At 41.6% G+C, this 20,942-nt stretch carries 18 protein-coding genes; 6 read left to right on the top strand and 12 right to left on the bottom strand.

The features are described 5' to 3' along the window. Positions 1-12: 12 nt before the first annotated feature. The 3 genes from IEW05_RS00155 to IEW05_RS00145 all read right to left on the bottom strand — a co-directional run bounded on the left by IEW05_RS00155 (position 13) and on the right by IEW05_RS00145 (position 3,900). Positions 13-969 carry an ABC transporter permease gene (locus IEW05_RS00155; RefSeq protein WP_188534647.1) on the bottom strand — a complete coding sequence of 319 codons (957 nt, stop codon included), beginning with the start codon at positions 967-969 and terminating at the stop codon, positions 13-15. Between the two features lie 55 nt (positions 970-1,024). Further along, positions 1,025-2,746, bottom strand: a complete 1,722-nt coding sequence (locus IEW05_RS00150; protein ID WP_188534646.1) for an ABC transporter substrate-binding protein — start codon at positions 2,744-2,746, stop codon at positions 1,025-1,027. 239 nt (positions 2,747-2,985) lie between these two features. Continuing rightward, complete coding sequence (locus IEW05_RS00145; protein ID WP_188534644.1) at positions 2,986-3,900, bottom strand: winged helix-turn-helix domain-containing protein; 915 nt, start codon at positions 3,898-3,900, stop codon at positions 2,986-2,988. 463 nt (positions 3,901-4,363) lie between these two features. Between IEW05_RS00145 and abc-f the strand changes: the two genes are divergently transcribed. Continuing rightward, positions 4,364-6,109, top strand: a complete 1,746-nt coding sequence (abc-f, locus tag IEW05_RS00140; protein ID WP_188534642.1) for a ribosomal protection-like ABC-F family protein — start codon at positions 4,364-4,366, stop codon at positions 6,107-6,109. Positions 6,110-6,136: 27 nt separating this feature from the next. Here the strand turns inward: abc-f and IEW05_RS00135 are convergent, their stop codons facing one another. The 3 genes from IEW05_RS00135 to IEW05_RS00125 all read right to left on the bottom strand — a co-directional run bounded on the left by IEW05_RS00135 (position 6,137) and on the right by IEW05_RS00125 (position 9,282). Continuing rightward, complete coding sequence (locus tag IEW05_RS00135; protein ID WP_188534640.1) at positions 6,137-6,814, bottom strand: class I SAM-dependent methyltransferase; 678 nt, start codon at positions 6,812-6,814, stop codon at positions 6,137-6,139. A gap of 158 nt (positions 6,815-6,972) precedes the next feature. Then, positions 6,973-8,412: a DHA2 family efflux MFS transporter permease subunit gene (locus IEW05_RS00130; RefSeq protein ID WP_188540609.1), complete on the bottom strand. Its 1,440-nt coding sequence runs from the start codon at positions 8,410-8,412 to the stop codon at positions 6,973-6,975. A 222-nt stretch (positions 8,413-8,634) separates the two neighbouring features. Then, positions 8,635-9,282, bottom strand: coding sequence for a FusB/FusC family EF-G-binding protein (locus IEW05_RS00125; RefSeq protein WP_188534638.1), 648 nt, complete (start codon positions 9,280-9,282; stop codon positions 8,635-8,637). A gap of 333 nt (positions 9,283-9,615) precedes the next feature. On the opposite strand from IEW05_RS00125, the gene IEW05_RS00120 reads away from it, so the two are divergent. Further along, on the top strand, positions 9,616-10,845 hold the full coding sequence (locus IEW05_RS00120; RefSeq protein WP_188540607.1) for an aminopeptidase: 1,230 nt from the start codon (positions 9,616-9,618) through the stop codon (positions 10,843-10,845). Between the two features lie 54 nt (positions 10,846-10,899). Here IEW05_RS00120 and IEW05_RS00115 read toward each other — a convergent pair whose 3' ends face one another. The 3 genes from IEW05_RS00115 to IEW05_RS00105 all read right to left on the bottom strand — a co-directional run bounded on the left by IEW05_RS00115 (position 10,900) and on the right by IEW05_RS00105 (position 13,047). Further along, positions 10,900-11,238 carry an antibiotic biosynthesis monooxygenase gene (locus IEW05_RS00115; protein WP_188534636.1) on the bottom strand — a complete coding sequence of 113 codons (339 nt, stop codon included), beginning with the start codon at positions 11,236-11,238 and terminating at the stop codon, positions 10,900-10,902. Positions 11,239-11,316: 78 nt separating this feature from the next. Continuing rightward, on the bottom strand, positions 11,317-12,270 hold the full coding sequence (locus IEW05_RS00110) for a DMT family transporter (protein WP_188534634.1): 954 nt from the start codon (positions 12,268-12,270) through the stop codon (positions 11,317-11,319). Between the two features lie 3 nt (positions 12,271-12,273). Continuing rightward, positions 12,274-13,047, bottom strand: coding sequence for an exodeoxyribonuclease III (locus IEW05_RS00105; RefSeq protein ID WP_188534632.1), 774 nt, complete (start codon positions 13,045-13,047; stop codon positions 12,274-12,276). Between the two features lie 154 nt (positions 13,048-13,201). On the opposite strand from IEW05_RS00105, the gene IEW05_RS00100 reads away from it, so the two are divergent. Beyond that, positions 13,202-14,344 (top strand): MFS transporter, encoded by a 1,143-nt coding sequence (locus IEW05_RS00100; RefSeq protein WP_188534630.1) that lies wholly within the window; start codon positions 13,202-13,204, stop codon positions 14,342-14,344. Positions 14,345-14,436: 92 nt separating this feature from the next. Here the strand turns inward: IEW05_RS00100 and deoD are convergent, their stop codons facing one another. Continuing rightward, positions 14,437-15,144, bottom strand: a complete 708-nt coding sequence (deoD, locus tag IEW05_RS00095; RefSeq protein WP_188534628.1) for a purine-nucleoside phosphorylase — start codon at positions 15,142-15,144, stop codon at positions 14,437-14,439. A gap of 237 nt (positions 15,145-15,381) precedes the next feature. On the opposite strand from deoD, the gene IEW05_RS00090 reads away from it, so the two are divergent. Both IEW05_RS00090 and IEW05_RS00085 read left to right on the top strand, forming a co-directional pair. Then, entirely contained in the window at positions 15,382-15,711 is a 330-nt protein-coding gene (locus tag IEW05_RS00090) for an ArsR/SmtB family transcription factor (RefSeq protein ID WP_188534626.1), read from the top strand. 89 nt (positions 15,712-15,800) lie between these two features. Next, positions 15,801-17,543 (top strand): SulP family inorganic anion transporter, encoded by a 1,743-nt coding sequence (locus tag IEW05_RS00085; RefSeq protein ID WP_188540605.1) that lies wholly within the window; start codon positions 15,801-15,803, stop codon positions 17,541-17,543. Positions 17,544-17,745: 202 nt separating this feature from the next. Here IEW05_RS00085 and IEW05_RS00080 read toward each other — a convergent pair whose 3' ends face one another. Then, entirely contained in the window at positions 17,746-18,591 is an 846-nt protein-coding gene (locus IEW05_RS00080; protein WP_188534624.1) for an AraC family transcriptional regulator, read from the bottom strand. A gap of 150 nt (positions 18,592-18,741) precedes the next feature. Here IEW05_RS00080 and IEW05_RS00075 point away from each other — a divergent pair, with 150 nt between their 5' ends. Then, a complete protein-coding gene (locus IEW05_RS00075; protein ID WP_229753197.1) occupies positions 18,742-19,536 on the top strand; it encodes a histidinol-phosphatase in 795 nt (264 codons plus the stop codon). Between the two features lie 35 nt (positions 19,537-19,571). On the opposite strand, the gene IEW05_RS00070 is transcribed toward IEW05_RS00075, so the two are convergent. After that, positions 19,572-20,795, bottom strand: a complete 1,224-nt coding sequence (locus IEW05_RS00070; protein ID WP_188534622.1) for a purple acid phosphatase family protein — start codon at positions 20,793-20,795, stop codon at positions 19,572-19,574. Positions 20,796-20,942: the final 147 nt, after the last annotated feature.

Raw genomic sequence — 20,942 nt, 5'->3', positions numbered from 1 at the left:
AGCTACTCCTCCTTACTGCAATCGGACACGCGGATCGGCAACATGGTACAAAATGTCCGATAATAACGTTCCAATAACGGTCAGAATAGCAATAAACATCGTAAAGCCCATCAGCAAAGGATAATCTCGTAATCCAAAAGATTGCATATATAGCTGTCCAATACCGGGCCAGTTAAATATTTTCTCAATAATTAAAGATCCCCCAAACAATGCGGGAAGCTCGAAGCCTACCAAAGTAATTGCGGGTAAAAGCGCATTACGTAGCGCATGCGTGAATAATACCTTGCTCTCTTTAAGCCCTTTCGCCCGAGCAGTACGTATATAATCCTGCTTAATGACATCAATCATGTTGCTTCGGAAGTAACGTGTCAATGAACCCACGCCGAGCAATGTCATGACTACAACAGGAAGTGTCATATGATGAATGACTTCCTTTAGATATGCCATACCTGTGGCGTTACTCCCAGTAGTAAGCATGCCGCCTGGAGGCAACCATTTTAAATCAACAGCCAGTATTTTAATCAGGAACAGACCAATAAAGAACGATGGAATCGACATCGCTGCAAAGATAGCTACCATCACCAACGTATCAAACCAAGAATATTGCTTATACGCAGAAACAACCCCAACAATAACGGCAATGACCCAAGTTAGAAACGTAGATACGGCTGCAAGCAGAAATGAATTCCAAATGTATTCGTTAAATAGCTGAAGGACTGGTTTCTGCTGTGCAAGAGAATAACCGAAATCCCCATGGAAGGCATTGGACATCCATTGCCCATATCGCTCTAGCACAGGCTTATTTAATCCGTAGATTTCCCTAAGCTCGGCTTTTCGTTCAGGTGTTAACTTAATATTTCCACTGATGAAATCCCCTGGTGTCAATGCATATAAACAAAATATGAGTAAAGAAGCCGCGAACAATATAACCAACATATAAATCAATCTCTTAGATAAATAAGTGCTCATGATCGTCTCCTTATGATGGCATCCCCTGCCTTGGTTGGCAGGGGATGACTATTTTTTACTTTAGAGACCAACTAGGTAAGCTACCTGCAAGCCCGATGTAAGGACTCACGGTTACATTCTCAATTCGGCCATTGTATGCATACACGGTTTTCTTATAGCTTGTGAAAATAACCGGTAGCTCATCATTCAGAAGTTGGTAAATTTCAGCGTATATTTTTTTACGTTCCTCAATATCTGTCGTAGCTAACCCTTTGTCGTATAGCTCTTTGAATTTCGGATTGTCATAACCCTTAATTTCTCCGTCTACAAATTGAAGGATTCCATCCGCAGGATCAGTCAGCATCGGTGTAGAGAAGGATACGAGGTCGTAATCTCCGCCTTCAACTTTGGATACTAGCGAGTTGAAATCTGCGAATACTTCAGGTTCAAATTTAATGCCTAAATCGGCGAAATTTTCTTTAGCTACAGCAATGAAAATATCTGTATTACTATTCTTCGATCCAAGGAAGTGAATCGATAACTTTTTACCATCCTTCTCACGTATGCCGTCTGTGCCAACTACCCAACCTGCTCCATCAAGTAGCTCCTTCGCCTTCTCGGGATCATAGTTATAAGGATTAATACCTTCCTCTGTATATGCCCACGATATTGGCGAAACTGGGATATTTGCTACGGAACCTGCACCTTGAGTAGCATCAACATAAATACTTTTGCGATCAAGACCATAGGTTAAAGCCTGTCTAACCGCCTTATCCTTAAGTTGTTCATGTTCAAGATTCACTTGTAAGAAACCGTATGTGCTCGGTGTATATGGAATGATGTTAACGAAACCCATTGCTTTTAGCTTGTCGATATTCTCCGTGGTTGCACTGAATGAAGCATAATCCACCTCTCCAGTCTCAAGGAATTGCCAAACGTCACCCTCCGTGGTCTTGTATATGAATTTTTCAGTAGCAGGCTTACCTTTGAAATAGTATTCATTCGCTACAAAACGCACTTCTTGACCCGGAATAAATTTCTCGAGCTTATATGGTCCATCACCTAAAGGATTAGCATGGAGTTTCTTAATGTAATCTAGTTGCCCGAACTTATAATCTTTACCGTAATAGGCTTTTGATAATACATTTGAACCAAGCATTGTTACGGCTGTGGCATTGGGTTGCTCTAATGTAGCAGAAATGGTTTGTGGGTCAATTACTTTAATCCCTTCAATGGAGGTAGCTTTACCTTCTTTGTAATCTAATCCACCTTTAATTTTTAGAGCAGGTATCTGGGAATCTCCGTCATATGCTTTATCGTGTAGAACCGTCCATGTAAAGGCCACATCTTCCGCTGTTAATGGTGAGCCATCACTGAATTTCAAATCTGGTCTGAGATGGAAAGTGTATGTAAGTCCATCCTCGGATACATCCCAACTCTCTGCAAGCTCGGGCACAGGAAGACCTTTCTCATCCACATTTACCAGGGATGCATATAACAGTGAGGATACGTTCCCGTCATAACCGCTTTGTTGAAAATAAGGAGTAAAAGCGCCACTTGGATCCGTTAATCCAACAATGATTGTATCGGTACGCTTTTGTGCTACAGCTGGAAGCTTGGTTAAGTCAGTCGCTGTGAAAGGTTCGGATAACCCTACCGCAGGAGCTGCTTCTGTATTCGAACTGTTTGGTTTATTATTACTTGCTGAATTGCTGCTACTATTGTTACTTGAGCAAGCACTTACCAACATTGAGCCAACTATAAGCAATGATGTTAATAAATAAATTCCCTTTTTCATAAATTCATCCCCACATCCCTCTAATTTTTTTGATCAGATACCTTAATTATAATTCCGATCTGTTAAGTATGATTTCTAACTAATAAGGTCCATTATAAAAAGTAAATGCAGTTCTGTAAAGAGAGAACTTCAACAAATTTCTCTACACGGAGAATTAAAGCTATTTTTTCCAAAAAAATATGGATCCTAGCGTACTCATTTCAAGTACACTAGGATCCATATTTTTAGTGAATCTATACTTATCGCTGTAAATAATCTAAAATTTCTTGATTCATTGTAGTAATACCTTCAAGCCGTAAGCTGTAACTCGTCACATTCTCTCCCTCGATATAAGCATGGAGTAAACCCGAACAACGAAGATTAAAAATATGATCATGCACAATACCTTTTGAAATCCCTACATTTCTCACAATTTCGGTAAAGGTTTTACGTTCACTATGAAGCGATTGTAATATCTTCAATCTACTCTTCTCACCTAAGCTTCGGATCGTGCGATACATATAAGGCGAAATATCATGCTCCGCTCCAAGTGAAATTCTGGCAGAGTACTGACACAAAGTTAATTTCCCATAAGCATAAACAATATTTGCGGGTTGAAAATGATATTGCGGTACAAGCACCACTTTCTCGAGGTCCTCCACAGGGACAAAATTAAATCCATTGGTAGTAGTATTCACAAATTCTGAGGTGTTCGTTAGGCTTCGCGCTAGTTCACTCTTCTTATCCTCAGCGTGTTTTTGTAGCGCATCCATTATGGCGGGATTACACCTACTGAAATACTGATGATTCCATTCTGATAACAGCTCAACAATTCGCTTACGATAATCATTTATATTGCTCGGAATAGTCTTCATATAGCCAGAAAATGCTTCATAGATTTCACCTACCGATAGACCCTCAATCCACCCAAGAACACTCTCAATACTCTCTTTATTTGGACATAAATGAATGAGCAAATATATCATTTTCCAATCATTATTTAATTCCGTTTCCTCTAACCGAGCTAATAGCTTGGTATTTAGCTTACTTTCTGTTTCTTTGACCCAAATGGGTCCTAACTCTATTTTCTTGTAGGATTTCTTGCAAAGAAACGTATGTACACTGTTCATTAACTCATGAATAGGATGAAATTCTACTTCTACCTGGTAAGCCACACAATACACCTCCTATGTTTTATTTCAAAATTTCGCTAGTTTCTTAATCTTATTGTATAGCATAGGAAATGTGCAAGTTACACATATAAAGACATTCATGTTATAATGTGCTTAATTGTGAGTATTTAGGAGGTATCTATTTAGACATCGTGTGGAACTAATTCCGTTTCAATCGTGAAATTCATGTATGACAACGATTGATGCTCTGCCTGTGCGTGGAGCGGAATAGGTAACGTGTGTCTAAAGGAGAATACTCCCTAACCCCGCCGTATTAGCTCAATTTTTATCATGCTAATGCTGGCCGGTTTGTCACAGCCTCTTGGTCATTTGGGTTCTACAAGAGGTGTTTAGTTCCTTATTTCCGCATATCCAAACCACAGGTATAGCCTGTGGTTTTTTTGTTGTCTATGAATGATCTGCCCCTCGTTGCAAGCTTGTAAACTAAACGCAAAGTGGTGATTTTATGACAATATTAAGCTGTCGCGGTGTTAAGAAAGCATTTGGTGATTTGGACGTCCTCAAGAATATCCAATTTGATATCGCTAGCGGGGAACGAATTGGTCTGGTTGGGATGAACGGCGCTGGAAAAACGACATTAGCTAACCTCATATTTGGTAATATACAGCCGGATGAAGGCACCCTTATCCATCACCGTCAGGGAATGAAGATTGGTTATTTATTGCAGTCCACTTCCTATACAGTAAATACATTTTACAGGATGGTAGCTTCAGGCGATGAATCGGACTCAGAACATCATTTTCTAGAGTTAACGAGTCACCTTGGATTAAAAAAAGTACAGGAATGGGATTCGGAACGTTTGAGTGGATTAAGCGGCGGAGAGAAAACCAAACTCGCAATCGCTCATATTTGGGCATCCAAACCGGATGTACTTATTTTAGATGAACCTACCAACCACTTGGATTTTGGGGGTGTGGAATGGCTAATCAATGAACTGAAGACGTTCACTGGTACAACCTTGATCATTTCACATGACCGTTATTTTCTTGACCAATCGGTAGAGCGAATCCTTGAAATTGAAGACGGGATATCGAGTAACTATCCGGGTAACTATACATTTTACCGCGAGGAGAAAAACCGGAGAATTCAAAGTCAGCTCCATCACTACGAAGAGCAGAGAAAATATGAGCAGAAGATTGAAACTGAAATCGAACGACTTAAAAACTGGTCATCCAAAGCTCATCGCGAATCGACGAAAAAGGCAGAAAAGCACGTTGGATTTAAAGAGTACTATAGGGTCAAAGCGAAGAAAATGGATAACCAGGTTAAGTCACGAATCAAACGTCTCGAGAAGATAGAAATCGAAGGGGTTAAGAAACCTAAAGAAGAAGTTAAAGTAAATTTTGACTGGGATCAGCCTGTAAAGCGTGGCAAACGAATTGTCGAAGCGGAGTTGATAAGTAAGGCGTATGGCGATAGAGTACTGTTCCGAAATAGCTCTTTCTACATTCAACGGGGAGAGAAAATCGGATTACTTGGACCCAATGGTTGCGGTAAAACAACACTTTTCGAAATGATCCTTGGTAGAACGCGCGCCGACTCTGGAGAACTATGGGTAAGCCCTACCGCTAACATCTCCTACCTAACGCAGGATGTCACAGATTTGAATCCAGAACGTACGGTACTGGATCTTCTTCACGAGGCCCATCCCCTACGTGAGCAGTCCAGTAAAGCACGCACATTGCTTGCGGGAATGGGCTTTAATGAAGCTATGTTGAGGAAGCCGATCAAACAATTAAGTCTTGGGGAAAGGACTAGGGTAAAGCTTGCTCAATTAATTATGGAGGAGCAGGATTTGCTCATTCTGGATGAGCCAACAAATCATCTTGATCTGGTCAGCAGAGAGCAATTAGAGAAGACATTGTCTTCGTACAGTGGCACCCTACTCCTTGTCTCCCACGATAAATATTTCCTTGAGGCAACCTGCGATAAATTGCTCGTATTTGCCAATAACAAAATTCAAAAGGTCGAAGTTGGTTATGAAGAATATAAAACAAGAGCAGAGCAAAAGAAAACAGCAGCCAAAGAAAAAAAGGAAGAAATCCTAGAACAAAAGATGATTATTGAAAATCAGATCATTTATGTGCTTGGTGAGATAAGCAAATACAAACCCGGGGATTCGGAGTACGAAACCTTGGATCAAGAATTTAAGCAACTTATCAAACAGAAGCAACAATTGTTAGAAGGGTAATTGATTTCTCATGCTTCCCTTCCACAACTATTTTCGTGAGTAGAATAACGCAAATTCATGATATTTATAGATGCAATCTGACGCTGTGAACCCTGCCTCTGATAACCATTTGATCTGATCATTCACAGATGCGTTTCTGTCTAGCTTCCTTCGTTCAATTGCGGATTCTATGACTTCGTTCGTAAGGCCATTCCGGCGAATCGTATCCTCCCATTGCTCTTTATAATAAAGATCAAAGTAAGGAGATGAGCCGGAGGCCTGATCCGCATTTATGAAGATTCCTCCTTCCGGTAGAAGGTTGAATACATTGCGAAATAGGGTTCTTTTATCCTGATGAGATAAGTGGTGGATCGCTAGTGATGAAATGACAGCATCATATCGCTGCTCTCCGAAATCATAAGCTGCAAAGTCTGCTGTAATATATTGAACTAAAGGATCATCTCTAAATCTATAACGTGCCCCTTTCAGCATTTCTTCACTTAGATCCATCAAGGTCAGCAATGCATCCGGATATTTCAGGCGCACAAATGAGGAGAAAAGTCCTGTTCCCGCACCTAAGTCTAATATTCGAGGTGCCTTCTGTTCTGTATGGACTGCGGAAGTGGCCATGCTGTAGAAATCATCAAAGCAAGGAATTAACTGACGTCGTTGAAGGTCATAATCCTGCGCCACAGCATCAAATTGTCTCTTTAATGAGTCACTCATCTTCGTTCCACCTTTTACCCAGAATAATCATATTGTAATGCCGATTCATCCTGTATATTACATCTATTATCGAATGATTTGAAATATATAGAATATATGATTCTAATAGGAAATTCCTATATATAGAAAAAGGACGCCTCCTGGGCGCCCTTTTGTTCTTATTTCTTGTGACTAACAACAACACGTTTAATGAAGAACGACATGATCAGACCTACAATAGCAACGATCATACCGAAAATGAAAGCTCCTTGTACTCCATTCGTAAATGCCGGAAGGAAATGAGCTGGATCTTCTGGATTCGTAACATTACTCATATAACTCTTCTGTCCCGCCGCCATAATACTTACCGCAAGTGCTGTACCAATTGCTCCTGCTACTTGTTGTAATGTATTCATTATAGCTGTACCATCCGGATACAGTTCACGTGGAAGTTGGTTTATCCCGTTGGTTTGAGCTGGCATGAAAATCATAGAAACGCCAATCATTAGCGTGCTATGCATCGCAATAACAAAAGCAACGGTCGAAGCTTCAGATATGCTTGAGAAGAACCAAAGGGTGATGCTAACAATGATAAGACCAGGGATAACTAGCCACTTTGGTCCATATTTATCGAACAGCCGCCCCATGATCGGTGACATAATCCCGTTAATAACTCCCCCAGGAAGAAGGATTAAACCTGCTTTAAACGCAGAATATCCTTGTCCTTTGATCAAATACATCGGAAGAATTAACATGGACGACAAAATCACCATCATACAGAGTACGATCATTAGCACCCCAAGTGAGAACATCGGAAATCTAAAGGCACGTAGATTAATCATCGGCTGCTTCATCTTCATTTGACGAATTCCGAATAAGATAAGAGCGACGGCACCTACAATAATCGAGATGATAACCTTAGGACTGCTCCACCCTTCACTTTCACCAGCACTACTAAATCCGAAGACAATACCACCAAAACCAACAGAGGACAACAAAATCGATAACGCGTCAATCTTAGGTTTTGTAATCGACGTTACATTCTGCATGAATAAAATTCCGCAAATAAGTGCAATGATAAGAATCGGCAAAGCCAGCCAAAAAATCCAATGCCAACTCAAGTTCTCAATTAGCAATCCAGCAGCAGTCGGTCCGATCGCCGGTGCTACCATAATAACTAGACCGATCATTCCCATGGCGGCTCCACGTTTCTCCGCTGGAATAATTACCAAAATGGTGTTGAACATCAGTGGCAACAATAGCCCGGTTCCAATCGCTTGAACCACTCTTGCCGTAAGCAAGAATGCAAATGTTGGAGATAAGGCTGCCAATAATGTACCTAGAATGGAGAAGGCAAGTGATGTAATGAACAACTGTCTTGTTGTAAACCACTGTAGCAATAATCCGGAGACCGGGACTAAAATACCTAGTGTAAGTAGATAACCCGTCGTTAGCCACTGTGCCGTCGCCGGTGTAATATGGAGCAGTTGCATCAAATCGCTTAAAGCGACATTTAGTGCTGTTTCACTAAACATGCCGATAAATCCACTTAATAATAATGAGACCAGTATGGGTAAAGCTTTAATCTGCTTTTGTCCAATTCCTGATGTTCCTTGCATAGTTGACTCCAATTTCTTTCCATCCTCCTAATCATCTTCTCTTTCTCTCTATCTCTATAATAAAAACATAAATGATGTAATTGTGACAACAATTATTCAAATTTTAATTGTTAGTAATGATTTACATTCGTAATACAAGAAAGATTTTTCAAAGTGTCCATAAAAACAGAATATAGAACAAAATAGGCTGCCCTTAAGGGCAGCCTATTTCTACTTATTTCATTATTTACGAACTGAGAGAATGAATTTCTCCAGTGATCCTGTATCGGTAATACTCTGATTACATCCATGGTTCTCCATACATACGTATTGACCAATTGCAGAAATATTATCCGGCGAAGCATTCGCAGACTTGGTTCTGACTGAGAAGAAGGCAAGCTCTTGTTGCCGATTGCAGAACAGGCAATACCCTTTTTGGTTAATCGGTGTGATTCTTCCCTCAATGCCGATGAACTGTCCTTCAAATGGATACACAATGAATAATTTATTCGTGGCAATATCTACCCAACTCAGATACGTCACATATCGAAAGTCGATGGATTGTAGATCAGGTAACTTCAGTTTCTTATTCTTAGGGAATAACTTCTGAATTTGTTTCAGCGTAATCGGTGGATAAGGCTCTAGGTATGGCTCTAATGAGCTTAGATATCTCTGGAAATCATACGCTGTCTCCAAGGTCGATATTTGTTCCAGCATCTGCCGCTGATTCTCCGTAAGCGAAGAAAATGCTTCCGTAACGATCGTTGCAGCACGATATCTTACGGTCTCCAAGACCCGCCGATCCGCCACGGAACGCAGTGTTTTCAGAAGAAATTCCGATTGTTTCTTAATGACGTTATATTGATGGTTTCTAATAAATGGTGTACTCATAGCTCTTCAGCCCCTTATTTATAATGAAAAAAATATAAGGTGCAAAGCCGTTATTAGAAACGATAAAGATAAGTTTGGGCGATGAAATCTATTCTATCGCACCTCACGCAAAGTATCGCCCCAGATCAGGCTCTGCATGAGGACTTCCTAGCAAATGAGCAATTCAACAATGCCATCTACAAAACCCCCAATCAAAATTCATGCGAAAAGTATAGCAAATAATCCTATATGCCGCAATTATTATGATGGGTCCTTGGTCTATCTATCCAGGATCTGCTGAAGTTGCAGCATGGCTCGTTTTGGTTTATTTTTAAGAGCATGGAGGAATGTATGATGAAAAATTTCGAAGTTATGTTAGAGAAGTATGCGGAACTGGTCATTAAGGTAGGCGTAAATATTCAGCCTGGGCAAGTTCTTATCGTTCAATCGCCTTTGGAAACCGTGGACTTTACCCGTCTGGTGGTATCCAAAGCTTATGAAGCCGGGGCAAAATATGTTCAAGTGGAATGGGAAGATGAACAGGTTACACGCATCCGTTATGAGAAGGCAGCCGATGATTCTTTCAGCTATTATCCAAAGTGGCAAGCTGACATGATGGAACAGCTCGCCGAGGGCGGTGGAGCCATTCTACATATTAAGGTTCCAGATCCGGAACTATTCCGCGGCATCGACTCATCCAAGGTATCCACTGCGGTCAAAGCCGCTGCAATCGCACGTGAGAAATATCAGGGTTATGTACGAAGCAACAAAGTAAGCTGGTCGTTAATTAAAGCTCCAACACGAGCTTGGGCCAATAAAGTATTCGCTGATCTTCCAGAAGAAGAACGAGTTCCAGCAATGTGGGATGCCGTGTTCCTCATGAACCGTGTAGGTAGTGAAGATCCGGTTGCAGCATGGCGTGAGCATATCAGTGAATTGAAGAAAAGACAAAATTACATGAATACGAAACGCTACAAGAGCCTACATTATCGTGCTCCGGGAACCGATTTGCATGTTGAGATGCCTGAAGGTTACCTATGGCTCGGTGGTGGCGATGAGAAAGAGGACGGCGTATATTTTGTAGCCAATATGCCTACCGAAGAAATTTACACGATGCCTCATCGGACAGGTGTCAACGGTACCGTAACAAGTACACTCCCACTTAATTTAAATGGACGACTTGTTGAAGGAATTACACTGACTTTCAAAGATGGCAAAGTCGTTGAATACGATGCGAAATCAGGTCGCGAACATTTGACTTCACTGCTCGATACAGACGAGGGCGCATCTTATCTCGGTGAAATGGCTCTTGTTCCTTATGACTCACCCATCTCTCAATTAAACCGAGTATTCTATAATACGGGTGTCGACGAGAATGCTTCCTGCCATTTTGCACTGGGGAGTTCCTATCCGGTTAATATCGAAGGTGGAACAAAATTAAGCAAAGAGGAATTATTAGCTAGAGGAGCCAACGTTAGCTTAACTCATGTCGATTTCATGATTGGCTCTGCTGAGTTGGAAATTGACGGTGAACTTGCGGACGGAACAATTGAACCTGTATTCCGTAAAGGTAGCTGGGCTTAATACGCAAAAGGAGCTTCCCGGATAAGTACTTGTCCGAGCAGCTCCTTTCTTATTTTATTGATTTATTGAATCAAAGGCTTTGCCCCGCTTAACAATTTCCCCATCGTACATATTAACCACAGTGCTAATGATATAGGAAGGGGGTTGTTGACCCTTTTTGTCCCGATGTCCCTGTATATGTGCATCACTCTTCTCCCAGTTCTTCCAAGCCTCCTGAGATTCCCAGCGGATAATGACAACGACTTCCTCGTGTTCTTTACTCTTTCTATTCACCATGATGCTGATATCAATAAGGCCTTCCATGTTATCAAGAGGACTCTCTCCACTAAATCTGGAAACCACTTTATCACTATTGCCCTTCTCCACCACAATCGTTCTCGTTTGAATGAACAAATACAACGCCTCCTATGAAATAATCATCTCAGAATAAAAGAAGTATATGTCCATACTAATTGATAGTGATTATCATTGTCAAAGTAAACTGACAGATTCTTTTACATCACCTTCGACCTGTACCTTAACTTCTACAACCTCTACTTGGCTGGATCCTTCTTTTCCATAGCGAATAAATATCCATACGCCAAACAGAATAAAAATCCCAGCCCCTAACTGCAGCGGGGTGAGCGCTTCTCTAAGTAGCAGCCAAGCCAGCAATGAAGCAAATACGGGTTCCCCTAATACGGCCATCGACACGGCAGAAGCGCTAATAATTGTCATCAGCCAATTAAATAAATAGTGTCCAAATAACGTTGGCACGATAGCGAGCAGCAAGAAAATGCCCCACTCTTTTGGAGCGTAACCTGTAAACGGAATACTATTGAAGATATTGTATACAGCCAGCAATGTTGCCGCGATTGCAAAAACCAAGAAATTATATACAAAGACTTTCATTTCTTTCAGTACATACTTTCCTACAAGTAAGTGAGCCGCAACGGCAATTGTCCCAAGTAGCGACAACAGATCACCTTGTAAAGCATCACCCGATAATTTGAAATCACCCGAACCAATGGCAATCGAACCAATCAATGCAATACTCATCCCTACAATCATTGCCCTATTAATCCGTGCGCCAAACAGGAAGAAAGATCCTAGCATAACGATAATCGGCTCCAAGGTTAAAATGACGGTCGAACTAGCGACTGACGTCAAACGGAGTGACCCCATCCACAATAAGAAATGGATACCAAGTAACAACCCAGATAATATTAATAGCTTCCATTGCTTCGAAGTTAGCCGAAGGATTTCACCACGGTATTTCCAGAGCAGTGGCAGCATAAGTAAATTGGTTAAATAAAGGCGGTACATCGCAATGACTGACACTTCTGCACTAGACCACCGTACAAATATAGATGAAAAAGAGATCGCGATAATACCAACGATATAAAAAAGTCCCACAGATCTTGATGACTGAGCATTCTGGTTCATTACTTATGCTCCTTGTGTAAGTTGATCTTCTAATTCTAGAATCACTGGACAATGATCGCTCCCCATAATGTGGCAATCAATTTGTGCGTCAATAATCGAAGATGCCAATCTGGAAGAGACCAGAAAATAATCGATTCTCCACCCTACGTTCCGTTCTCGCACTTTTGGCATATAGGACCACCAGCTATACACGTCTTCCCGATCTGGATATAGATATCTAAAGGAGTCTACAAACCCAGACTCAAGCAATTGCGTCATCTTGCCTCGCTCTTGGGGCGTAAATCCAGAATTATTATGATTTGATTTTGCATTCTTTATATCAATTTCTTGGTGTGCAACATTTAAGTCACCACAGGTAACCACAGGTTTAAGCTTGTCCAATTCCTGAAGGTAACCTAGAAACCGCTCTTCCCATTCCATTCTGTAATCAAGTCTTGATAGGTCTCTTTTAGCATTCGGTGTATATACATTTACAAGATAGAAGGATTCGAATTCGAGTGTGATGATCCGCCCTTCGGGTTCTTGATCCGCTTCCAACCCGTAGCGCACGGACAGCGGCTTAATTTTAGTAAAAACAGCCGTTCCGGAATATCCCTTCTTCTCAGCGTAATTCCAATACTGATGATATTCCTTCATCTGATCCAGATTGATTTGTCCTTCTTGCAGCTTGGTCTCCTGAATGCAAAATATATCTGCGTCAATTGCCTTGAAATAATCATTAAACCCTTTATTCACACATGCTCTTAAACCATTAACATTCCATGATACCAGCTTCATTCTCATCGATCTCCTTACAAGCTCACTATAATTTCAATCTTCACGTTTACCATTCTCACTCATCCATTCCAACCCGTCAAATAAAATATGTTACAATAACAAACGGACATTCACTACTCTTGAAGTCAAATCCATAAAAGATCGGAATTACTTTATGAAACCAACCACTCCTTTACGCACGTTTAATTTCTTATATTTTGCGCTGCTCGCAATGTTCATCCCATTTCTCCCCGTTTACCTGGACCAACAGGGACTAAATCCTGCCCAAATTGGATTAATCGTAGGTAGCGGAGGGATTATCACCATTATTGCCCAACCACTGTGGGGAATGATCAGTGACCGCACCAAAACAATTCGTAAAGTGCTACTTCTTCTGCTGTTATGTTCTAGCGTAGTTGGGTACATGTTATTCGCTTCTACCGGTTATTCAGAGCTTATCCTACTCGCGATGTTTGTGTACTTTTTCCTTATGCCAATTGATCCACTAACCGAAAGCCTCAACTTTAGAATCTCCGAGTCTGCCGGGATCAGTTATGGCTCTATACGTACCTATGGTGCTTTGGGTTATGGAGTTATGGCGCTATGCTCGGGTTACATCATGTCCTATCTGGGGCCACATAGTCTTGCCTATCTCTTTATGGGAATCGGATTGGTGAGCTTTATCGTGATCCTGGCCATACCGGATGCACCTGTATCAGGGAAGCCCGTTACTTTGAGCAGCCTCAAAAATTTTCTGCGAAACAAGGAAACTTTGCTTTTCCTTATTCTTGTCTTCATTTGTTCAGTCCCTGCACGAATGAACGATACGTTTCTTGGGGTATATATTACGGAGCTGGGTGGTGGTACGGAATTAGTCGGCCAGGCTTGGTTTATTGCAGCTGGTAGTGAGATTGCTGTATTCGCTCTAAGCTTTTGGTGGTTACGACAAGGAAAAGAACTGCTCACGATATCCATAGCTGCGGCATTTTACTTCCTACGATTTTTCATCTCAGCATGGATTACGGATACGCATATGCTTGCCTATCTGCAAATTCTCCAGTTGCTGACCTTTCCGGTCTTCTACACCGCGGCTATTCAATATTTGTACCGTATTGTTCCCGAGGAATGGCGCGCAACCGGCCAAACGGTTCTTGCTCTTCTCTTCTTCGGAGTATCGGGAATCATCGCCTCTTATGCAGGTGGAGCTATCTATGAAGTCTTTGGTGGACAAACATTATTTCTCTCCATCTCCGTTATGTCGTTTATCGGAATGTTGTTCGGCTTAGTACTCACACGAAAATATGGCAGACGTTCCTAATGCTAAGAAGAAACAGACTTAATAACTACAAAACGACCGCCACGGGAATCACTCGTGTGCGGTCGTTTGGTTATAAGCCATTAATCTACGTACTAGAGTGTAGCAGCAGTATCCAAAGCGACTTGGATCATATCATTGAAGGAAGTTTGACGTTCTTCCGATGTTGTCGCTTCACCTGTAATAAGGTGATCACTAACCGTAAGTAATGCAAGTGCATTTACCTTATATTTTGCTGCCAATGTGTACAGTGCTGCTGCTTCCATTTCAACACCAAGTATCCCATAATCCATCAACTTCTGGGTGAAGGTTTTGTTATCACTATAGAACATGTCCGAACTAAACATGTTTCCGACATGAGGGTTCAACCCACGCGATGAAGCTAGTTCATAAGCCTTCAACAGCAAAGGGAAGCTGGCAATCGGAGAATAATCCAACCCGCCGAAAGTATGACGATTCATGGAGGAATCGGTACAAGTCGCCTGCGCCAAAATAATATCACGGACATGCACATCGGCTTGCATTGCTCCACATGTACCCACACGCATTAGATTTTTCACTTTATACTCATCCATCAATTCATTAACATAGATACTAATCGAAGGAATCCCCATTCCGGTTCCTTGAACAGAAATTCTCTTGCCTTTATACTGTCCTGTAAAGCCGAGCATACCCCGGACTTCATTGTAACAAGTTACATCCTCAAGATATGTTTCCGCAATATACTTGGCCCGAAGTGGATCACCTGGTAGTAGTATCGTTTCCGCAATTTCCCCTGGTTTTGCTGCGATATGAACACTCATTGATAACGTTCCTCCTTCATACTATTAAAAAGAAACCTTGGACATCAGCAACTGACATTTCTCGTTTCCTCCCATATCATACCGTAAATAGAACAAAATCTCCAAATGGTGTTTATCTATTGGTATCCCTTGTAATATTTGTCATAGATATGGACTGGAAATGATGTTAACATTATATTTGTTCAAATATTCAAAACTTTAGATATTTGAATATATAAGGCAAGGAGACAACAGGCGATGGATAAAAGTGTTCAGCAGTTTAAAGCCGAATTTTTCAAAGCACTCGCTCATCCAATGCGGATTCGCATTTTGGAGGTATTGAGCCAGCAAGACCGTAATGTGAACGAGCTTCAGAGTATTCTTGGTTCAGAGGGTTCGGCCGTTTCTCAGCAACTTGCGGTACTTCGGTCCAAAAATCTGGTTAACACGGTCAAGGAAGGAACGACCGTTGTATATTCACTTAGAGACCCATTGATTCGTGATCTGCTAGCTGTAGCGCGGCAGATATTCGACAATCATTTGGTGGAGTCCATCACACTCCTCGAGGATATACGCAATCAAAACTAAGGATGCCATTATTTTCTCCGCAAACTGCGGGGGTCTTTTTTTGTGTACAAAATGGAAAAAAGTAAATGAGAAAAGAAGGGTTACAGAAAATGAAATGGATGGGACGATTTAGCGGTTATACTGCAGATGCGTTTCGCAAGGATTTAATATCTGGGTGTATTGTCGGGATTGTTGCGATCCCACTTGGAATGGCCTTCTCGATTGCCTCTGGTGTGAAGCCAGAATATGGACTATACACCACCATTATCGCAGGTATTTTGATCTCACTCTTTGGAGGTTCGAGATTTCAAATCGGAGGGCCTACCGGAGCATTTATTCCCATTTTATTAGCGATCGTTCTGCAATACGGCTATGAAAATTTACTGATTGCAGGCTTTCTTGCCGGAATTATACTTGTTCTGATGGGTGTATTTCGATTAGGTGTGTTAATTAAATTCATTCCTCGGCCCGTAACGATTGGATTTACTGCAGGGATTGCCGTAACCATCTTTAGCGGGCAGATCGCTAACTTTCTAGGACTACGAGATGTTGGACGTCATGAATACTTCTTATCTAATATGGCCGAAATCATCAAGCGTCTTCCAACCCTAAATATATACAGTATTTTGACTGCATGCATATGCTTGGCTGCACTTATATTAACACCCAAATACTTACCTAAAGTGCCTGCATCCCTAATAGGTATCATTGTATCCACACTCGTTGCTGCATGGTTATTTCCTGGTCAAGTCACAACCATCGGTACAGCCTACGGGGCTATTCCCGGTGGATTACCAAGCTTCCATCCCATTTCACTAACATGGGATCGTATTGCCCTGATGATAAAACCAGCCTTCATTATTGCGATGCTTGGCGGTATTGAATCCTTACTATCTGCCGTTGTGGCCGATGGAATGACAAGGACACGCCATAACAGTAATCGTGAGTTAATAGGACAAGGTATTGCCAACATGGTTACCCCTTTATTCGGAGGAATCCCAGCTACGGGTGCCATTGCCCGAACGGCAACGAATATCAAAAGTGGGGCTGTATCGCCTTTCTCCGGCATTATCCATGGCGTGATCGTGTTATTAGTCGTCGTATTATTTGCTCCGTATGCTTCAGAAATTCCTTTAGCTAGTATGGCACCTATTCTCATGTTGGTAGCCTGGAATATGAGTGAACGTAAGTCTTTTGCCCATATGGTTAAGACACGTAGTGGAGATTCTATCATTCTGATCGTCACCTTTTTGCTGACCGTATTCACCACTTTAACTACTGCTGTAGAGGTCGGCTTAGTACTGGCTGTCATTCTCTTTGTCAAACGGATGAGTGAGATACTTACGGTAGCAAAAGTATTACCGGACCATTCCTCCAGTAACGATAAGGTCAAGGCACACATGGTAACAAAGGAGCATGACTGCCCTCAAATCGGTATTTTCAGCGTTGATGGCCCCTTGTTCTTTGGAGCTTCTCATGCACTTGAACACTCTGGCCTACAGCTTAAAGATGATCAAGGTCCTGAAGTCGTGTTGTTCCGAATGAGTAATGTGCCCTTTATGGATACAACGGGTGAATCCAATTTCTCTGAACTGGTGAAACGTCTAACTCACCGAGGGGTTACTGTTCTCGTGTCAGGACTTCGACCACAACCGAAGGAACTTCTAAACAGATCTGGTTGTGGAAAATTTATCGGTGAGGAACACTTCTTCGAGCATACTGGAGACGCACTCAACTACGCCTTAGGAAAAATTCAAGGCCACAAATGCCAAGGTTGTTCTCATTTTGCATTCCGAGAATGTGCCGAGCTAAGTGGGAATACCCCGGCTCCGCTCCATCAAAATATTTCCTGAGATGACCGAAGAATCCTTTATGTGCATTTCATTCATTTGATTCTATCGGATCACAGTAACGCTATTTTGCTTAGGAATCCTCTATCTCAAATTCTAAGGACATGAACGATTCCAGTTTTGAGTTTCGGTCCCACAATTTATCGTAAAATGCATGTAAGGGGTTGTCCCTAAAGTCACCATAGATGGCTTTTGGGACGACCCCTTACACTTTATAATTTTGCCGGTATTTTAACGGTGACATCCCCGTAATTTCCTTGAAGATTCGCCCAAAGTGAGTCAAGCTTTCAAACCCAACACTCTCCGCTATGGTCGATATTTTATCCGTCCCATGAGTCAAAAGATTTCGTGCTTCCTTAATTCGAACATTATTAAGATACTCCGTAAATGTAAATCCCGTATTCTCCCGAAACGTTTTGCAGAAGTACGATGGGCTAATATAAAAATTCTTTGATATTTGCCCAATCGTATGCTGTTCATCGTAATGACGATTCAGATAATCTACGATTTCGAATATTTTCTTGTGAACCAGATTCGCTTCGTTCAACGCAGGCCGGGGATTAGATTCCATTTTACGATAAATAAACAACAAGAGTTCGAAGAGTAACATTTTCAAATAAGATTCATATCCTGGAGGCTGCTGAGTGTACTCGTGGATCATCGTATCAAACCTTTTCTCAATAGCACCTTGTTCTTGACCAGATAACTTGATCATGGGCAAGCCCTTCGTAAAACTAGAGAAGATATCAATCGATGAATTGTCCGGGAAAATCCCCTCAATAAACTCACTCTTGAACTCCAAAGTAATCCGTTCGAAGGTTTCACCACTTGAATTCACAAGCTTATGGATCTCATTCATATTGATGATCATGAGGACCCCGCCTACAACCTGATAGGCTTTATCATCGACAAAATAGCAAGTATCACCCGATACCAGGTAGAAAATCTCGTATCCATTATGATAATGACGTGAGGGCATGCTAGAGTATAGCTTCCTCTCGCGGTCAATGTGAAAGAGCGCAGCTTCATAAAAATCAGATTCCATTTCCATTCGCTCGACTCCTCACCCTAGTGATACTTACCAAAGTAATATACGTAGAAAAAATAAAAAATAGAGAGGATATGTGATGAAAATGATATTATCATACGTTATAGTTTGTTTCAAGATAAAGCACATTTGGACGTATAAGGGGGATTGTTTATGATGAAATTTGACTTCCATACCCATCATGAACGTTGCGGTCATGCTACAGGAACATTGCGCGAATATGTTATTGCCGCAGTAGAGAGCAATTTACAGATCATTGGACTCGCAGATCACCTACCCTTATTCGCGGAGCAAACGAATCATCCTTCGCCTGGTGAATGCATGGCTAAGAGCGAGTTTCCCAATTATGTAAATGAAGTGCTGCAACTAAAGCATGAATTCGCTGGAAAGATCGACGTTCTTCTCGGTGCAGAAGCCGATTTTATCCCTAATTGCTTAGGCTTATATCGCGAGATTATCGGCAGTTATCCATTCGATTATGTCATTGGCTCTGTGCACGAATTCGCTGGGAATAGTCTCTATAATGCCGAGTATTGGGAACAATTGACCACCCAAGGCAAACTAGACTATAAGAACAGTTATTATTATCATGTTGCTCGATCTGCAAAATGCGGGTTATATGACATTTTAGGGCATGTGGATGCCTTAGATCGCTATTTATCCGGTTATAAAGAATATCAAACTGAAGTTGCTGATGAGACACTTCGAACGATTGCGGAGAATGACATAGTCATCGAGATTAATTCCTCAGATGAGCATTGGGTTCCAAACGGAGTACTTCTGGAGAGAGCATTCCATTATGGTGTAAAGGTCACTTTTGGATCAGACGCGCATGAGCCTGAACGTGTCGGGGATCACTTCGAGGGAGTAAGACAACATTTATTAGAAATCGGATACCGCGAATGGGCCATATTTAATAAACGTCAAAGAATGATGATTCCTCTCTAATGATTCATTGAAAGACTACCCAGCTGGTCATTTATCTAATGTTCAAGCGTAAATTCATCGAGCTTCTGCCCTTCCACATCGTAAGCCTGGTAGGTCAACATGCCTCCTTGGATTGTAATGCCCGCAAACATTCCCTTATTATTCTGAAAATGCATGGCTTGGTAAAACTGATCGCTCTTCTTCTCATTGAACTTTGGCCCCGTTGTATTCGTTGTGACATATACGGTTCCTTGTCCTTCATTTACGATTTTCCCATTCTTCAAAGGAAAAGAACGTGAGTATTCATGATTGTGACCCTGGAGCACAAGATCAACACCAAATTCATCAAATACCTTTACCCAGTCTTCAATTTTCTCATAACTATTACCACCATATGCAGGCCGATGAATAGCCACGATAGTCCACTCTTTGGTATTCTTCTTCAAGTCCTCACGCAGCCATTTCTTCTGGCCTTTGATATTCGATTCTGTATTCAGAAATACGAAATGGGCATTCCCGTAATCAATCGAATATGTCGTCCCAGGATTAGAATCTTTTGCCCCATTATTCGGCAAGTTAAAGTGAGACGTGAAGCGGTCAGCATCTTCGTTTATTTCATCATGGTTCCCCGTAACGGGTAAGAGTGGGATCCGAGATACCCACTTCTCTGCCTTGTTAAAAAAGTAATCCCATCCCGCCTCATCCTCGGGTTCTTCCGTCAGATCACCGTTGTGTACAATGAAACGTGAATCAGGAAATATACGAAATGCTTGATCCAATACCTTGCCCCAATAATCAAAATCTGACTCCACTTCCCCTTGTGAATCTGTAACATTAATCCAAGTGAAGCTCTTGATGTCATCTTCCTCTGTCTTAAATATTGCTGGCTGACTCCAGCCACCGGCTTCCCCACTGCCTACTCTATATATATACTCCGTCCCGGATTCCAAGCCCGTTACTTCCGCTTTATGAACACCTTGTTGCTTCCCTTTTCCGGTGTCGATAACCGTTGAAACAGCACTCCAGACACTAACACCTTCGGCATTAAGGTCTGCTGCATCGGTTCCTTTAGCGATTTGAACTATCCCCTGAATTGTAGGGTCTTCTGTATACCAGGTGAAGGCCCTGGATGTACGAGGATCTTCCTTCCAAGTTGTAACCAAAGATTTAGGGATCGTTGAAGCTTTGCCATCTGCTTGTAACCACTGTATGACAACTACTCCAGCGATCAAGAGAATACATACGAACACGATCCAGTAAATATCTCGACTTACATTCACTCCAGTTCCTCCTTTCGTCGTATGTGAATAACGATACTTCGCATTGTCTTGCAAAGTCAAATTACGATCTACCTTCCGCCTACATTTGTTAACGCAGTGTAAAAACTTTCAGTTTATTTTCAGTTAGCCTTAAGTGAGCAATCAGGA

Source organism: Paenibacillus segetis (genome assembly GCF_014639155.1).
Lineage (GTDB): Bacteria > Bacillota > Bacilli > Paenibacillales > Paenibacillaceae > Fontibacillus > Fontibacillus segetis.
This window is presented reverse-complemented; position numbering and strand designations above follow the sequence as displayed.

Coding starts and splice junctions, on each gene's coding strand:
- IEW05_RS00120 (WP_188540607.1), top strand. CDS start 9,616: ATGAAAAATTTCGAAGTTATGTTAGAGAAGTATGCGGAACTGGTCATT.
- IEW05_RS00080 (WP_188534624.1), bottom strand. CDS start 18,591: ATGGAAATGGAATCTGATTTTTATGAAGCTGCGCTCTTTCACATTGAC.
- IEW05_RS00155 (WP_188534647.1), bottom strand. CDS start 969: ATGAGCACTTATTTATCTAAGAGATTGATTTATATGTTGGTTATATTG.
- deoD (WP_188534628.1), bottom strand. CDS start 15,144: ATGAGTGTTCATATCGCAGCAAAACCAGGGGAAATTGCGGAAACGATA.
- IEW05_RS00135 (WP_188534640.1), bottom strand. CDS start 6,814: ATGAGTGACTCATTAAAGAGACAATTTGATGCTGTGGCGCAGGATTAT.
- IEW05_RS00100 (WP_188534630.1), top strand. CDS start 13,202: ATGAAACCAACCACTCCTTTACGCACGTTTAATTTCTTATATTTTGCG.
- abc-f (WP_188534642.1), top strand. CDS start 4,364: ATGACAATATTAAGCTGTCGCGGTGTTAAGAAAGCATTTGGTGATTTG.
- IEW05_RS00085 (WP_188540605.1), top strand. CDS start 15,801: ATGAAATGGATGGGACGATTTAGCGGTTATACTGCAGATGCGTTTCGC.
- IEW05_RS00110 (WP_188534634.1), bottom strand. CDS start 12,270: ATGAACCAGAATGCTCAGTCATCAAGATCTGTGGGACTTTTTTATATC.
- IEW05_RS00130 (WP_188540609.1), bottom strand. CDS start 8,412: ATGCAAGGAACATCAGGAATTGGACAAAAGCAGATTAAAGCTTTACCC.
- IEW05_RS00150 (WP_188534646.1), bottom strand. CDS start 2,746: ATGAAAAAGGGAATTTATTTATTAACATCATTGCTTATAGTTGGCTCA.
- IEW05_RS00105 (WP_188534632.1), bottom strand. CDS start 13,047: ATGAAGCTGGTATCATGGAATGTTAATGGTTTAAGAGCATGTGTGAAT.
- IEW05_RS00075 (WP_229753197.1), top strand. CDS start 18,742: ATGATGAAATTTGACTTCCATACCCATCATGAACGTTGCGGTCATGCT.
- IEW05_RS00090 (WP_188534626.1), top strand. CDS start 15,382: ATGGATAAAAGTGTTCAGCAGTTTAAAGCCGAATTTTTCAAAGCACTC.
- IEW05_RS00125 (WP_188534638.1), bottom strand. CDS start 9,282: ATGAGTACACCATTTATTAGAAACCATCAATATAACGTCATTAAGAAA.